This window comes from Agromyces cerinus (assembly GCF_016907835.1).
GTDB lineage: Bacteria > Actinomycetota > Actinomycetes > Actinomycetales > Microbacteriaceae > Agromyces > Agromyces nitratus.
Map to the genome: position 1 here is coordinate 63,862 of NZ_JAFBCT010000001.1, position 15,419 is coordinate 79,280.

General features: G+C 67.7%; 7 protein-coding genes. All 7 read right to left on the minus strand.

What is annotated here, in order from left to right:
• The 7 genes from JOE59_RS00280 to JOE59_RS00310 are packed head-to-tail and all read right to left on the minus strand — an operon-like array spanning position 1 to position 15,399.
• Positions 1-450: a very short patch repair endonuclease gene (locus JOE59_RS00280; RefSeq protein ID WP_307836887.1), complete on the minus strand. Its 450-nt coding sequence runs from the start codon at positions 448-450 to the stop codon at positions 1-3.
• The gene (gene drmC / locus JOE59_RS00285) at positions 416-1,141 is read right to left on the minus strand and encodes a DISARM system phospholipase D-like protein DrmC (RefSeq protein ID WP_204458265.1); all 726 of its coding nucleotides are present in this window, start codon (positions 1,139-1,141) and stop codon (positions 416-418) included. Before drmC ends, JOE59_RS00280 begins: the two co-directional genes overlap by 35 nt.
• Positions 1,138-3,282: a DrmB family protein gene (gene drmB / locus JOE59_RS00290; RefSeq protein ID WP_307836888.1), complete on the minus strand. Its 2,145-nt coding sequence runs from the start codon at positions 3,280-3,282 to the stop codon at positions 1,138-1,140. Before drmB ends, drmC begins: the two co-directional genes overlap by 4 nt.
• Positions 3,279-6,968 carry a DISARM system helicase DrmA gene (drmA, locus tag JOE59_RS00295; RefSeq protein WP_204458266.1) on the minus strand — a complete coding sequence of 1,230 codons (3,690 nt, stop codon included), beginning with the start codon at positions 6,966-6,968 and terminating at the stop codon, positions 3,279-3,281. Before drmA ends, drmB begins: the two co-directional genes overlap by 4 nt.
• Positions 6,968-10,990 (minus strand): Eco57I restriction-modification methylase domain-containing protein, encoded by a 4,023-nt coding sequence (locus JOE59_RS00300; RefSeq protein ID WP_204458267.1) that lies wholly within the window; start codon positions 10,988-10,990, stop codon positions 6,968-6,970. The genes drmA and JOE59_RS00300 overlap by 1 nt, the downstream gene beginning before the upstream one ends.
• Positions 10,980-14,183 carry a DISARM system SNF2-like helicase DrmD gene (gene drmD / locus JOE59_RS00305; protein ID WP_307836889.1) on the minus strand — a complete coding sequence of 1,068 codons (3,204 nt, stop codon included), beginning with the start codon at positions 14,181-14,183 and terminating at the stop codon, positions 10,980-10,982. The genes JOE59_RS00300 and drmD overlap by 11 nt, the downstream gene beginning before the upstream one ends.
• A 46-nt stretch (positions 14,184-14,229) precedes the next feature.
• Positions 14,230-15,399, minus strand: coding sequence for a DNA cytosine methyltransferase (locus JOE59_RS00310; protein WP_204458268.1), 1,170 nt, complete (start codon positions 15,397-15,399; stop codon positions 14,230-14,232).
• Between the last annotated feature and the right edge of the window lie 20 nt (positions 15,400-15,419).

Below are 15,419 nucleotides of genomic sequence, written 5' to 3' on the forward strand. Positions count from 1 at the left end.
TCAGTCTCTCCGTTCGGTCGTCAACGCTGTCGAGATGCGATCTGCGACCGCACTCGGTGCCTCATGCTCCCAGAACCGCAGTACCCGCCAACCCGCTTCCTCGAGCCGTCGATCTGTGTCCCGATCCCGTTCGATGTTCGCAGCCAGCTTGGGTCCCCAGTACTCCGCGTTCCGTTTCGGGTGCGTCGCGTGTTCGGGGCATCCGTGCCAGAAGCATCCGTCGAGGAACACCGCGATGCGTGCTCGGGTGAACACGATGTCCGCTCGTCGCCGTAGCTCCGCAACTGGCGCGTAGTCCACCCGGTAGCGCAACCCGCGGGCGTGCAGTAACCGCCGCACGGCCAGTTCGGTCGTCGTGTCGCGGCGCTTGTTGGCGAGCATCGACCGGCGGGTGCCCTCCGAGGTCGCCCACGAGTCAGCCATCGGACGAGTGCGGGGGCTCGAGCGCATACAGGTGGCCCTCGTTGTAGAGCGACGAGAACCGCTGTCGAATCACGGAGGCGAATCCAGGGTCGCGAATGAGTACCCCGGCTTCGAGGTTCTTCTCGTGCGCCGCCTCGGAGAGATTCGCGCTGGTGATGAAGGCGACCCGCGAGTCGACGATGACGACCTTGGAATGCTGGATGCCTCCGTTGGGACCGGGTTGGAACCCGAGGAACTTTGCGCCGACGAGTTTCTGCTGCAGCCACGCAGCGGTCTCTCCACGGTTCATCTTCGGGTCCACGAGCAGTGTGGTCTTGACTCCGCGGGCGACGGCACGCCACAGCGCTTTCAGATACGCGGAGTTCGGGCTCGCCGAGTACGTCGACGCGAATACATCCTGAGTGGCCTCGTCGATCAGGTGCGCCACGGCGGCGGTCGTGTGGTCCCCGTCCCCGACGAACGTCGGTCCGCTCCACACGGCACGCAGGTCGGTTCTGTTCCCGGCAGCTGCTACCGAGAATCCTCGAAGCACCGCCGCCAGGTGGTCGGGTCCGAGGAGCGCGAAGCACTCGCCGAGCAGATTCCGCGCAGAGCTCGGCGGCGGAGGCAACGTCGATGCCGCCTTGGCGAGGCTGCCGTCGATCTCGAGACTCGACGCGACCTTCAACGCGAGCGAGGGCGACACGACTCTCGCGAGTTGCTCGATCGGCGTTGTCACTGCGACTCCAGCGCCCCGAGATCGACGCCGGTCAGCAGGGGCGCGAGTCCCTGCGATCCCGCGTTGAGGTCGAGCACGAAGCGGCGATCGAGGAACCGGTTGGCTCGTTCGCACGACGTCTCCGAGAGGAATCCGCAGAAGTGGCAGGCAGCTCCGTGCAGGAAGTCCTCTTGATCCTTCGGAACGCGGTGCGCGCAGATCGGGTCCGATGAGCAGCGCTGGGCGCGGTGCAGCGCCTCGAGCACGACTTCCTCGAGCCGCTCGGTGCGGGCGAGGTCGACGAGGCCGCCGAGGGTACCCTCGCTGTCGGGCGACGTGGTCGTGATCAGGATGCCGGCGGCGGGCGCCCGATCGTCGGTCTCGCGCCAGGCGTAGATCCGCTCCGAGAGCGACGCCGATCCGTAGCCGCTCGACATCGCCATCTCGCGGATGAGCAGGTGCGAGAGGGTGTGGAGTGCCCAGTATCGGGGCGGTGGCATCCGTTCGTCGGGGTCGAGCTCCGCGGTGGTGCGGCTCTGCCGTCGGGCGAGGTTGCGCTCGTGCGCGGCGACGTGTGCGGCCCACACATCCGAGTGCAGTACGGATTCCTCCCATGCGGCGACCATCGGCTCGGAGAGTCGGATGAACACGCCTTCGCCGCGGTCTTCGGTCGCCGGCACCCACTTGGGTTTGCCCGACAGCGCGATCGGGGCGATGCGCGCCGCGTCGTCGCCGACGCGGTCGAACGCGTCGATCCTGGTGAACCCGATGAATGCGTTGGCCTTGCGGATGCGGTCGACGGCGATGACCTCGAGCAGCGCGTCGCCCAACGATGCGGCGACCGGCACCGGGTGCACCTTGAACCCGTTGCGCTGGTCTTCCGCGAGGAACTCGTCGGGGTGCGTCAGTGTCTGCCACTCGGGCACGAGCAGGTGGTTCGGGTCGTAGCCGACCGGCCCGGCAGCGGCAGGCACGAGCGGCGGCAGCTCGCCCTTGGCGACCTGGATCGCCTGCCAGAGGTCGTCATCGGTGATTCCGGCGAACTTCGACGTCATGTGCTCGGAGGCGAACTCGCGCCACGACTGCACCGAGGCGAGCGACGTCAGCTTGGCGACCAGGGCGGGCGGAAGTCCCATCACCTCATCGACGGTGTCGGCCGGCTTCGGTTCCTTGCGCGACGGCAGCACGAGCACACTGATCGTCGCTGGGAACCACTGGTTCGCCGCGCCGAGCAGCATCAGCCGCACTTCGCCTTTGCACGGGTCGCTCGCAGAGGCGAACGATGGCAGATGCGGGTGGCGACCACGGCAATTCGGCAGCGAGGCCTCTCCGCCGGCGCGGGTGAGCTCGGCGATGTTGCGCGAGGCGTCGCACTGCACGCAGACGATCGACACCTGCGGCCCGAGGTTCGAGCGCCATTCGCGCATCCTCTTCTGCGGATTGGCGACGCACTCCTTGCGGTTGCCGTCGGCCCCATGGATCCACTCGTTGTAGGGGAATTCGTCGAGGTGGCCGTTCGTGCACGCGATGAGATATCGGGCGGGCACCGCGACACGGTCGAACCCTTTGCTCGGTCCCTTGAACCGTCCCTTGCATTTTCGGTGGAAGAACCGCGCCATGTCGGGCCGATGCTTGCGGGTGTTCTCGAACTCGAACACGTTCGCCGAAACGGGGGCGAGCAGGTCGCATCCGGTGCAGCGCAGCCATTGGGGGAACACGCGCGTCGGAATGCCGATCGGGGTGGTGTCGCCGCCCAGAACATCGGGCAGCCAGGGGGGCTGCCGCAGCTCGCCGACCTGCGACCCGAGCTGACGGCGCACGGCCTCGATGAGGCGCGGCACCAACACGAGCGAGGGTTCGCCGCCCATGCGTGCGTAGGCGTTGTCCCACGCATCGATGCCCTGCGGCATGACGGCGATGTGCGGCAGGTCGACGGAGGAACCGATGCCCGAGGTGTAGAGCATCGCGCTCGGTCGGATCGAGCCGACGCGGGCCCGGTTCTTCGGCTTGATCGAAGTCTCGAGGAACGGGTCGGCGACATCGCCTGCGATGCCGACCGCCGCGACCGCGGCCTCGGCACCGACGGCAGCATCGGAGTCCCCAACGGCATCGGCGACGGCAGCGGGGCCAGCGGATGCGTCGGTGCGCTCGTTCTCGGTCACTTGGAATCCTTCTTCGGGGTGAACGTCCACTTCGGCGTCGCTGCGGAGACCGGCTCGGCGAGCTTGCCTGGGAACGGCGAGACCAGCAGGTCGATCTCGGGTTGCACCTCGCGCATCGAGTTCGCGACCTGGAAGAGCCGCTCGCCGGCTTCGCCGATCGAGTCCTCGGGGCTCGTGAGGAGCGGCACAACATGCTGTTTCGGCAAGGTCTTGCGGGCGTAGGTCAGCCCGCCGCCCTGCGCGTCGGAGCGCTCGGTCCACTCGTCGAGGCGCAGCACGAGTTTGCTCTTCGCCTGCTCTGCGGCGTGTTCGTCGCCGGCCTGGGCGACGCGTGCGACGAGCTCGTCGACGAGCCGGTCCACGGTCGCGCGACGATGGGCGATGCGCCCGGCCCCGGCGACCGAGTCGGGTGAGAGCGACGACCCCACCGCCGTGCTCGCGTCGATGACGCGGGCTGCCGACACGATGAGTCCGGTCAGTCCGCGTTCGAGCGAGGCATCCGAGAACGGGGTGACCGATAGCGCTTCGACGTTGGCGTAGAAGGTGTCGTGGTAGTGCTCGAACTGCTCGTAGTGCGCCATGTCGCGCGGTCGCGACCGGTTCGCGAGCGTGATGACGAGGCCGGGCTTGCCCGATTCGCGTCCGACGCGCGACGACGCCTGAATGTACTCGGCGGTGTTCTTGGGCTGCCCGACGATGAGCATGAGGCCGAGGCGCGGTACGTCGACGCCGACCTGCAGCATCGAGGTGGCGAGCACGACGTCGAACGGCCGATCTCGCCAGGGCACGTCTTCACCGGCCGCACGTCGAGCGTTGAGCGCCGCGCGACCGGCCGTGGCGTCGGCATCCGCGTCGAATGGCGCAGCGAGGTGCGTCAGTGTCTTGCCGATGTCGGTCGACGAGATGCGGGAGGTGAGCTCGCCGATTTCGAGCGGCGTGCGCCGCCGAGGGTACCCGCTCGCCTTGTCGGGGTTGCTGACGCGCGTCGTGACGTCGTCTTCGAGGTAGCGCCGCATGCCGGCGAGCTCGCGCGTGGCCGAGAAGTAGTCGACGAGCGTCAGGTACGGCTCGGCGGCCGCGCCGTGCTCGTCGAAGAGCTGCTGGCCGGCGAGCAGCAGAATCTCGCTGAGCCGGATCTCGGCGAGTGTGAGCCGCGCACCGTGCAGGCAGACACCGAGGTATTTGCGCCCGGGGGCTTCGTCGAGCGGCACCTCCTTCGAGAAGAACGTGTCGCTGACGCTGAGCACCTGCGGCGGGAACACCTCGACCTGGCGCGCGTAGAGCCGTTGCACCTGTTCGCCGGCTTTGCGCACGGTCGCGGTCGAGGCGATCACGAGTGGCTTCACGGGCTTCGCGGATGTCTCGTCGCCGGCCTTCCAACTCGAGAGCACGTCGATGGCGCCTTCGAAGAGTCCGACGGCGGTGCCGAGTGCGCCGGTGATGAGGTGCAGCTCGTCTTGGATGATCAGGTCTGGTGGGCGAAGCCGGCCGACGCTGGTCACCTGCGTCGGCGGGTAGGTGCGTCCGTGCGTCTTGTTCTGATTGTGGTGTTCGGCACCGCAGACGGATGCATCGGTGTCGGGGTGCTTGTATCCGTGCCGCGGGCATCGCTTCGACACGTACCCGAACAGACTCGCGGCTTCGCCTTCGCGGGCGAGGCGGGCGAACTTGTCGACCGTGGCGAGCAGGAAGGTCGGCGGGTGCCGATAGATCTCGTCGTCGACGGTGAGCACCGGAAGCCCCTCGCCGGCCGTGCCGCCTGCCGAGAACGGGCAGCCCGAGCGGCGGTCGCCGCAGTACACGCGGATGCGTTTCGCGACGTCGTCGGCCTCGACGTTGCCCTTGGGGTTGATCGCCGTGCCGCACCAGGGGCAGTGGCCGAACTGCAGGGCGGTGAGACCGAACGCCGCCCCGTCGGACTCGAGCACGTGCTTGACCTGCTCGGCCGCCTCGGCGTATCGCTTGGGGCTCACGCTCGACCCGACCCAGAGCCCGATGCGGAACGGCACCGATCCCCACATGGCCGGGTCTTCGAGTCGTACGAGCTCGGCCGCGCACATGAGCGTGGTCGCGCGGATGAACTGCTGCGACGTGAGCAGGCGCAGCGTGTACCGCATGAGAACGGCAACGCCATCGCCGCCGTCGAGCAGGCCCTCGGGGGTCTCGACCTTGCCTTGGAGTCGACGGATGCCGAACGCGAACGCCGCGAGTCCGAGGTACGCCTCGGTCTTGCCGCCACCAGTCGGGAAGAACAGCAGCTCCGCGCGCGGGAAGTCGGAGGAGCGGCGCACATGCGTCGGGTCGACGACCGCGGGCAGCTGCATGAGGATGAACGCGAGCTGGAACGCGCGCCACGACGCGGCCTTGTCGCCACGCGCGTCGACCTCGGCGACGGCTTCGGCGATCTTCAGCGCCGGTCGCTCGATGCGCAGCGCGGCGACCTGCGAACGCAGTCGCTGATCGCGCATCGTGCGGTTCATGAACCAGAATGCTCGCTGAGCCTGTTCGTTCGAGGCGAGCAACTCGAGACCCTGCCCGAGTCGTTTCAGGGCGGCCTCTCCGTCGGCGAGTCCGATGGCGCCCTCGACGCGGAGATGCTCCGGCAGGCCATCGTTCGCAGCGCCCTGCTCGACGAGCCACGCCCCGTACTCGTCGACCAGCGGCTGCAGAGCGGCGCGGAGCTCGTCTGGTGTCGACTCCATCAGCGTGCGCATGCTCAGCACGACGCCGGGCACCTCCGGCGCGCGGGTCTGCGGAACCTCCGCGGTCGGCAGCCAGGTCGTGCGCACCGAGGCAGCGCGGCGTGGGGTGGAAGCGTCGACATCCCAAGTCGCCGAAGCCGTTCGGCCCACGGCGAACTCGAGTCGATCGCGGTAGAGCAAGTCGAGGCGTCGCACCTCGTCGTCGCGCGAACCTCTCGGCTTCTCGAGGTCGTCGCGAGTCGGCAGGAATACGGCGGATGTCGCGTCGATGGCCGTGACTTCGAGCTCGGCCTGGAACAGCCAGAGCTTCGGCGGAAGTTCCCGTCCGGTGACGGCGACGTTGAGCAGCGCGGCTTCGACGACGCGGCGGCCCTCGTAGTCGAACACCTCGACGGAGACCGACACGTGCTCGCCGCCCAGGTTCGAGACGCGGTGCGACTCCCCGGTCGGGATGGCGGCGACATCGACGTCGAACGACTCGGCGAACGCCGTGCGGTCGTAGTAGGTCTGGTTCCGACCGTTCTCGTCGAGCTCGCGACGCGAGTCGTAGCGACCCCAGCTCGCGGTGAAGCGCAGACGATCGGTGTCAGCCGCGACCTGGAAGCGCAGGCCCATCGACGATGGCGCGATGATCTTCGACTCGGGGCCGCGGTCTTCATCGGGCTCGGTGGGGGAGGCCTCGCCGGCGGATTCCTCGTCGTCGGCGGGAACCCCCTGCACCTCGTTGGCCGTGCTGAGGTCGGCGACCGCCAGCGTCTCGTCGTTGCGAACATCGTCGAGGGACATCGCCGGCGTGGACGCGGGCGCAGCGGATGCCTGACCCTCGAGCAGCGAGATCGGCGCGAGCGCACCGGCGAGATAGCGGGCGCGCGGGGTGCCGAGAATCGTCTCCTCGGCGCCGCCCCAGGGGCCGACGAGATCGCGGCCGAGGAAGTCGAGCAGCTCGTCTCGAACCTGCGCCGAAGTGACGGCTGTGTCGCTCATCAGAACATCGCTCCTTCGGGCTTCTCGGACTCCTCGAGGCTCTTGCCGCGCTTCGCCTTCTTCGGGTTCTGCTGCGCCTCGATCGCCGCGCGTCGGTGGTTCTCTTCGAGGAGCCGATCGAGGATCTCGACGCGGGCCGCCGGGCTCACCGTCCACCGCTCCATCTGCCGGTACGTGTGGAATCCGTGGTCGAGCGGGATGTCGGTCCAGCCATACGCCTCCAGCAACGCCTCGTCGATCTGCACGTGGATCGACCGGATGAGATCGACATCCGCATCGCCCTGCAATGCGGGCGAGTTCACGAGGTTGTACAACGCGGTGAGCCCGAGCTGGCGCCGCAACATGATCTCGCGACGATCGGCGTCGAGCTGCTTCCCCAACCTTGCGGTCTCACGCGCGAACTTTGGTCGAGGAAGTTTCTCGAATACCTCAGAGGGGGTGTAGAGAATCCTGGTCTCAAGGGTTGAACCGTGCATGGCGGTCCAGAGCCAGTGAATGCTCGACGAAAGTAGCGCCTGGTCCTGATAGGAGTCCAGAGCGATCACCGTGAGGCGGTCGCTCAAGACCTGATCGGCCTCGACACGTACCGGCATTGCATGCTTACTCACACGCGGTATCACGAGGGCTTCTCGTAGGGGCGCAAGTGCGCGCCGCATCGCCGGTCGCTTGTCAGCGTATTGCCACCACTTGTCGCGAAGTGCCTTGCGATTGGCCGTCTGGCGGGTCAAGCGGACAGTTTCATTAATGCGGGCGAACGGCAGCGCGTACGACTGTGCCGCGTTGACGTCACGGTCGAAGAAGTCGATCGCCCAGCGTGATGCACTGGCATCTGGGCGGGTGGTCACATCCTCGCCGCTGAGGTACTTGAACAGGACCTCTCGATTGCTTGGATCTGCTGTGATCCAACTCGAAGCTTCCTCCTCGTCAAGTAGGAAACCTGAGCCGTACGGCTTGCAACCTTCGAATGACAAGCCCAGGTTCGAAACGAGCGTCCGCGGACGTCCGTCCACGCGGCCTTGAGCCTCAAGCATTGCGCTGATCTGGTTTACGCGCGCGCCATCCGCCACGGGGCGCGTCCGCAAAGTGGTGGCGCGTTGAGCCGCCCAGATCGCGGCGAACTCAAGGTTCGCACCGCTTGCTGGCCATTGCCGGCTCTTGATTGCCCGATAGATGAGAAGCCCATTGTTGATGAGAGCATCAAGACCGACTTCACGACTTTCGCCTTGTGCAAGCGTGTTCGTCGCGATCAGGCCAAGGGTTCCAACGCCCTTCGCAAGTCGAGCAGCCCGAAGGACGAAGTAGACGACGAAATCTGCTCGACCCGCCCGACCATCTGCGACATCTTGCACGACGAAGTCGCGGAACGCGTTGCCCATGGCACCTGAGATCTTCGTTCCGCCGAGAAATGGGGGGTTCCCGATGATCGCATCGAAGCCGCCGTGGTCGTGGATGACATCCGGTGCTTCGAGGATCCAGTGCAGCGGCTTCCAGCGGGCTTCGCCGGTGTCGACGGTCGGGGTGAGTCCGGCGTCGATGATCGTGTCGAGGCGACGGCGATCGCCGGTCGATCCGTCAGCCGGGTACGCGTCGCGCAGCCCCTCGGCGAGTTCGTCGTAACGCTCCTCGAGCTTGCGGCCCGGCTTGCCGCCCTCGAGCAGGCCCGCTGCGATGATGCCGTCGGCGACGTCGCGGAGCTTCGCCGTGACTTCCTTCGACTGGGCGAGCAGCGCGCGTTTTGCACGTGTGGAACGCATGCGGTCGGCGTCGTCGACCTGTCCGGAGGCGAGTTCGCGGCGCAGCCGCGCGGCACCCTCGAGGTCTTTGTCGACGTCGAACGCGGCCAGCTGCCGCTTCATCGACGTCTTGGGGTAGATGTGCTGAGCCTTCAGTTGCGCCTCGGTCGTGACGCCGAGCAGCGAGTTGCCGTGGAAGACGCGGTCGTCGACGAACGAGAACGGCTTGCCGGGATCCATCGAGATGAGCCAGAGCGAGAGTTTGCTCATCTCGACGGCCATGCCGTTGATGTCGGCGCCGTAGAGGCAGCGGGCGACGATCTCGCGAACGGCCCATCGCTTCAGATCGGACTCGCCGCTGACATCCATGCCCTCTTCGGCGCGAGCTTCGATGAGTCGGTCCGCGAGGTACCTCGCTGCGGCGACCAAGAATGCGCCCGAGCCAGCAGCGATGTCGGCGACCTTGAGATCGAGGATCTCCGCCGACGACTTCAGCACCCACTCGTCGGAGTTCTCGGTGTCGAGCGGTCCAGGGGAGTACACGAGCGGCTCGAGGGCGTGCAGCACGACCTCTTCGGCGAGCGAGCGCGGTGTGTAGTGCGTGCCGGTGTTCGCGCGCTGCGACGACTCGGTCATGACGAGCCCGCGCGCGGGCACGACGTACGGGAATCCACGCAAGTCGTCGCGGATCAGCGTGTGGAACGGCTCGAGGCGACCGGCCAGTTCGTCGTCGCCCAGCAGCGCGTGGCGCAGACGCGTGCGGGCGTCGGCCGAGGCATCCGCGTCGGTCGTGCTGTAGGCCTTCGCGATCTGACCTGCGGTGCGCGACTTCGCGTGCTCTTGCGTCCTTTTGAGGTGCGCGACGAGATCGTCGCCGAACTCCTTGGGGCTGGGGGCTGCCGCCGCGATCTGTTCGAGCTCTCGCAGTGGGATCTCGGGCTCGAAACCGGCCCGGCCCTGCAACCCGACGACGACCTCGGTAGCGTACTCGGCCGAGTATCCCAGCAGGCCCTCGTAGACGTAGCCGATCTGCTCGACGTCGAGGTCGCGGAACGAGAGCTGCATCGCACCGTCGTCGATCGTCTGCACGGCGCGGAGCACCGCGAGCATCGCACGGTCGGTGAGGCGCACCAGCAAGCGTCCCTGCGCATCCGTTGCTTGAAGCCAAGGGAAGCGCTCGGGGTCGAAGAGGGATCCGCCGTAGGCGGGCATCCGCGCATCGGGGTAGGAGACTCCGCCGTAGACCGCATTGCTCGCGGCGAGCAGTCGGTGCCAGGCCTCCCACGAGTGGTCGAGCGCCTCGGGCGAGCCGGCCTCGGTCGCCTCGGCCTGCAGGCGGGTGCGCAGGTCGGCGATCGCATACGACGACCGGTACAGGTCGTGCTCGGGGAGCAGCCCACGCTCTTCGGCGAAGAGGAGGAAGACGATGCGCATGAGCATCGTCACCGCACCCTCGTACACAGCCCTCGGGTCAACCGGCAGCGGCGAGGCGTCGGCCTGCGCGAGTGCGCGGAGATGTGTATCGGACATCGACTGCAGCACGAGCTCGACCGCACGGCGCACCTGGTCGCCGAGCGCGACGGTGATCTGCTCGGCGCTCGCGACGCTCTCGGCGAACAGCAGGGGGAGGCGCTTCTCGGGCTGACCGCCGGCGATCGACGTGAAGCTCGCCAGCGCGAGGAACGCGTCGCGGCTCGGGCGTTCCTCGCGCCAGAGCAGGGCGTCCCAGACGCCACTTGCCGTCGTGACGTCCTTCGTCGCCGAGACCAGCGCCCACCAGCGGCCGTCCGTCACGATACCGATCGAGACGCCGGTCTTGCGGAGCAGCGCGGCCATGCGGTCGATCGCGTTGGCCGACCAGCCGTCGGAGCCGACCGCGCGCAGGTTCTCTGTCCGCTTCACCACCGTGACCAAGGCTGCAGGCGAGTCATCGGTGCTCAGTACCGCCCACGGGGAGACCGTCACCGCCCCATTCGGCGAGTGCGCCTCGAGGCCCGAGGGGGCGAGATGCAGATCGTCCGACCAGTCGAGCAGGGTGCGCAGCACGGCCTCGACCCAGCGGTCGCGCGCAGCCGCGTACGCGTCGGGTGCCTTCGTCGTGGCCGCCCACGCAGTCGACCAGCGCACGAACTCGTCGGTGAAGGTCGCATTCACGTCATCGACCGAAGCATCGGCCTTCGGCAAGCCCGACGGGTGGAACGACTTCAGCGCCGCCCTCGACAGGAACGGCCCGTCTGCGTCGATCAGCGACAGCCACTCCCACTCGGGGTTCTTGGTTCTAGCGGCCACCAGCGGACTCCAGTTTCTTCACATCATCGGGGGTCAGAGCGAACACGAGCGCGGCCACGAACGTATGCGCCTGCACATCGCGGTACCGGCGCTCGACGGAGTCGCGTTCCGAGCGCTGCTCGTCGTCGAGGGCCGAGAGACGCGAACGCACCCGGGCGAGGTCCTTCTCGCGCTGCTGCTTCTCTTCGACGAGCTGGAACAGCATCTCCTCGCCCGCCCGACGCGCCTCGTCGGCCGCTGAGAGCGTGCCCTGGAGCGTGGCGCGGAAGCGGTCGAAGATCTCGTCGACTGCGCCGAGGTCGGCCTCGCGCCGAACGTCGAGGCTCTCCTCGACCTCGTGCTGCAAGCGGTCGGCGCGGCGGCGCACCGCTGCCTCTACGCGAGCACGGATGCCCTCGCGTTCGTCGGACTCGTCGTTCCACTCGGCTGCGAGCTGCGCGAGCGCACCTTCGCTCGGTCTCGAAAGTCGTGACCCGTCGAGCGCTTCGGCGAGCAGGGTCTCGGCCTTCTCCATGCCGAGTTCCTGTCGCTTCGAGAGCCGTGTGCCCGCCAGGAACACTTCCTCGTGCAACCGCACGCCACCCTCGCCGACGAGCACGAGGCGGGCGACGCCGGCCGCGAACGACTGATCGAGACCATCGACGACGACGGCGCTGACGCCGCGGATCTGATCCGTGCGGGTCCACACCTGCCCGCGCAGTTCGCGAGCCGCACGCTGCACGAGCGGGTGTCCGAGGTGCGCGTAGACCACGTCCGTTCGGTGTCGCGCCCGACCCTCGTCGAACGTGATCGGCCGGAGTACGCCCGGAGCGAGTCGCGTGTCGAGGCCGGCGAGCGCGGGCACCCAGGTTCGCGAGAGTCCCGACGGCACCTCGAAGACGCGCGCCACCTCTTGCGGATCGCCGACCTCGACGAGCTCGGGCTGACCCGAGACGCGAAGGCCCTCCTCGAACACGCGCAGCAGGTTTCCCTCGTGCAGATGCATCCGATCTCGAGAGCCCTCGAGGCGCTCGGCGAGGCGCGTCAGGCTGCGACCGAGCGATCGCTCGGCCTGCAGTGCGCGGTTGATGACCTGCTCACCGGCATCCGATTTCACCTTGCGCACCGGCCCGTCGCTGAATCCGAGCTCGCGCTGCAGGTCGGGGGCGATGATCTCGGGCGCAGAAACGCCATCGTGCTCGGAGTTCGCGATCTTGCTCGCCAACCGCGCGAGCAGATCCATGTCTTTCGCGTAGGGGGTCGGGTTCGACCTTGCGGCGCGCGGATTCCAGACCAGGGGCGTCTCGGTCTGGCCGAACCGGTCGATGCGGCCGATGCGCTGCTCGAGCCGGTTCGGATTGAACGGAATGTCGAAGCTCACCAGGCGGTGGCAGTAGCTCTGGAGGTCGATGCCCTCGCCCGCGGCATCCGTGGCCAGAAGAATTCGAACCGGTTCCTCGCCGGGCGGTGCGGTGAACCGGGCGCGGATCTCTTCGCGTGTTTCGGCATCGACCGACCCGTCGATGATCGCAAGACGTTCGCCGCCGAGCCCGCGCGACTCCAGGACGTCGCGCAGCCATTCGAGCGTGGACACGTACTCGGTGAAGACGACGATGCGCTCAGGGCCCCAGCCGAGGCCCGGCACCATCAGCTCGCCGTCGATCAGGTGCAACAGCGCGTCGAGCTTGGAGTCGGGGCGGCCCTCGTATCGGTTGCCCCAGGCGATGAGCTGCTCGAGGTCCGCGACATCCTGCGAGGTCAATGCCACCTGTGCGCGCTTGGCCGAACGCAGGGCCTCGAGCTCGGGCTGTTCGAGACGGCCCTCTTCTTCGTCGGATGCCTCGTCGCCGAGCACATCGTCGTAATCGGGCAGCTGCACGGCGTCGTCGCCGCGCGCCGCCAAGTAGGCCTCGGCGGTGCTCGCGAACGCCACGGGCGACGAGAAGAAGCGCTTCTTCAGGATCAGCGTTGCGAGGTCGGATGCCCGCCTGCCGCGCTCCTGCTTGACGGCCTGGGTGCGGCGGCGTGTGAACGCGATGAGCTGGTCGTATGCGTCGGACTCGTCGTCGGACGGATCGAAGACGAGCTGCCTGACCTCGCGCAGCATGAAGCCCTCATCGGGCAGGTCGCGCTTGAGTCGCCGTACGGCGACCTGCTTCAGCGCCTCTTCGTCGAGATCGGCGCCGCGGGCGAACCGCTGCGGATCGATCATCTCGAGCAGGGCCGTGAACGACTCGGTGTACCCGTTGTGCGGCGTCGCGCTGAGGAACAGGCGGTGCTCGCAGAGCTCGGCCAGCCTGCGAACGGCGATCGTGCGCTGGCTGTCGACCGCGTACCGGGGAGTGTCGCCGCTCGAGCCCCGGCTGGGCGTCGACGGTGCGACGTGGTGCGCCTCGTCGACGACGAGCACGTCGAACGCGCGGCGGTCGGCGGTCTTCTGGTCGTTCACACTCGCATAGACCTCTTCGAGCATGCGCTCGGCTCGTGGCGACGGCAGCCACGACATCGACACGATCACTCGCGGGTAGACCTTGAACGGGTTCGCGTGCACGCCGAACGTGCGGCGGAACGTCTTCATGGTCTCGGAGTTGACGATCTCGAAGTGCAGGCCGAACTTATCGCGCAGCTCCTCCTGCCACTTGATGACGAGGCCCGCGGGGCAGACGACGATCGCCGAGCGCGCGCGGTGGCGGAGTAGCAGCTCCTGGATCACCAGGCCCGCCTCGATGGTCTTGCCGAGGCCCACATCGTCGGCGAGCAGCATGTTCGCTCGGGGGCTGTCGATCGCGCGTCGCAACGGCTCGAGCTGGTAGGCCTCGACCGAGGCGCTGCTGCGGAACGGGGCCTGCAGCGTCTTCGGGTCTGCGCTCGTCAGCGCGCCCCAACGGAGCGCGTCGACGTAGGCCGCGAACGTCTTCGGGTCGTCGAACCGGTCAGCATGGATCGTCTCGGGCAGACCCTGCTCGCGCACGACGCTGCGGCCGGGTTCGAGCTCCCAGATCACCGTGAGCTCCCGCCCGTAGTGCTCCTCTTCGATCGACTGCATCGTCACTGCGTGCTGCAGCTCGGCTGTGCCGTCGTCGGCGCTGGAACGCGGGAGCGACTGCGCCGAGACATCCGTCACCGACCAGCGCGCGCCGCGCACGTTCACGAGATTGCCGATCTCGGGAACCTCGTTCGATGCGGTCCCGGTCGACTCGATGGTCGCTTCCACGTGGTGCTCCTCGCCGGTAGGTGGCGTGTTCGACGCTGAACTGGGGCTAAGCCATGGCCGCAGTCGGTTCTTCGCTCTCCATCTTGGCGAACGAACCCGCCCCGAAGAGACTCGAGAACACCGCCGTGCCCAGTTGTGGGGGTACGGCGTTGCCGATCATCGTCGCCATCGCGGCACGGGTGCTGCACGTCGAGAAATCGAAGTAATCGGGGAACCCTTGAATGCGCGCCGCTTCATGCGCGGTCAGGGCCCGCGGTAGGTCGGGGTGCATGTAGCGGCCCTGGCCGATGCTGCCGAAGCCGCTCGTGATCGTCTGCGCGGGCTGATCCCAGTGGAGTCGGCCGTACATCGACTTATAGCTGTGCGCGCCCTGGTGGCACTTGGGTCGGCGATCGTTGGGCAGGTCGTACTTGTCATTCTCGAGCAGCCAGTGCATGCGTTCGAGGTTGTCGGCCTTCGCCTGTGGTGGGCGGTCACGCGGGTCATCGCCGACCACATGGGCGAGGTCGCCGATGGCCCACTCGAGGTCGTGGCGGATCTCGTTGCGTTCGAGGTGCTCGAAGACCGAGGCCGGCGCGACTTCGCCGCGCTTCGTCGCGAGCATGATGTGACGCCGCCGGGTCTGCGCAACGCCCAGCGCATCGACCGACACGACCCGGTGCTCGACTCGGTAGTCGAGCTCACCCAGCCGCCGCTCCGCCCGCGCAACCACACCCTCGCCGTCGTGGCGATCTCGCAGCACCGCCGGCACGTTCTCGATCAGGACGACCTTCGGAGCGAGGATCTCGGCCGCGCGAACCATGCGCAGATACAGCGCGTTCTTCTCGTCGACGCGACGAGTGTGGTTGTTCAGGTTGCTGTGGCCCTGGCATGGAGGACCACCGACGAGGATGTCGATCGCACCGTGTTCACTGAGATAGTTCGCGGTTCGTCGCTCGGCGAGCGTCGCCTCCGTGCCGAGCTCCCCGTCGAAGTACTCTTCGACGGGTGCGGTGGCGATGCGCTGCGCCGACGGGAAGTTGCGGCGGTACGCCTCCGCCGCCTCCGCCTCGAAATCGACGGCGAGAGCGATCTCGAGAGCCAAGTCGTTCGCCAGCGCGGCCTGCGCGATGCCCAGCGTGATCCCGCCGCATCCGGCGAACAGATCGACGAGCCGCACTCGCCGATCGCCGCTCTCGAAATCGGGCCGCTGAGTCACGCGGAGCGGATGCGTCATGCTGGCACCCCCATCCCGAT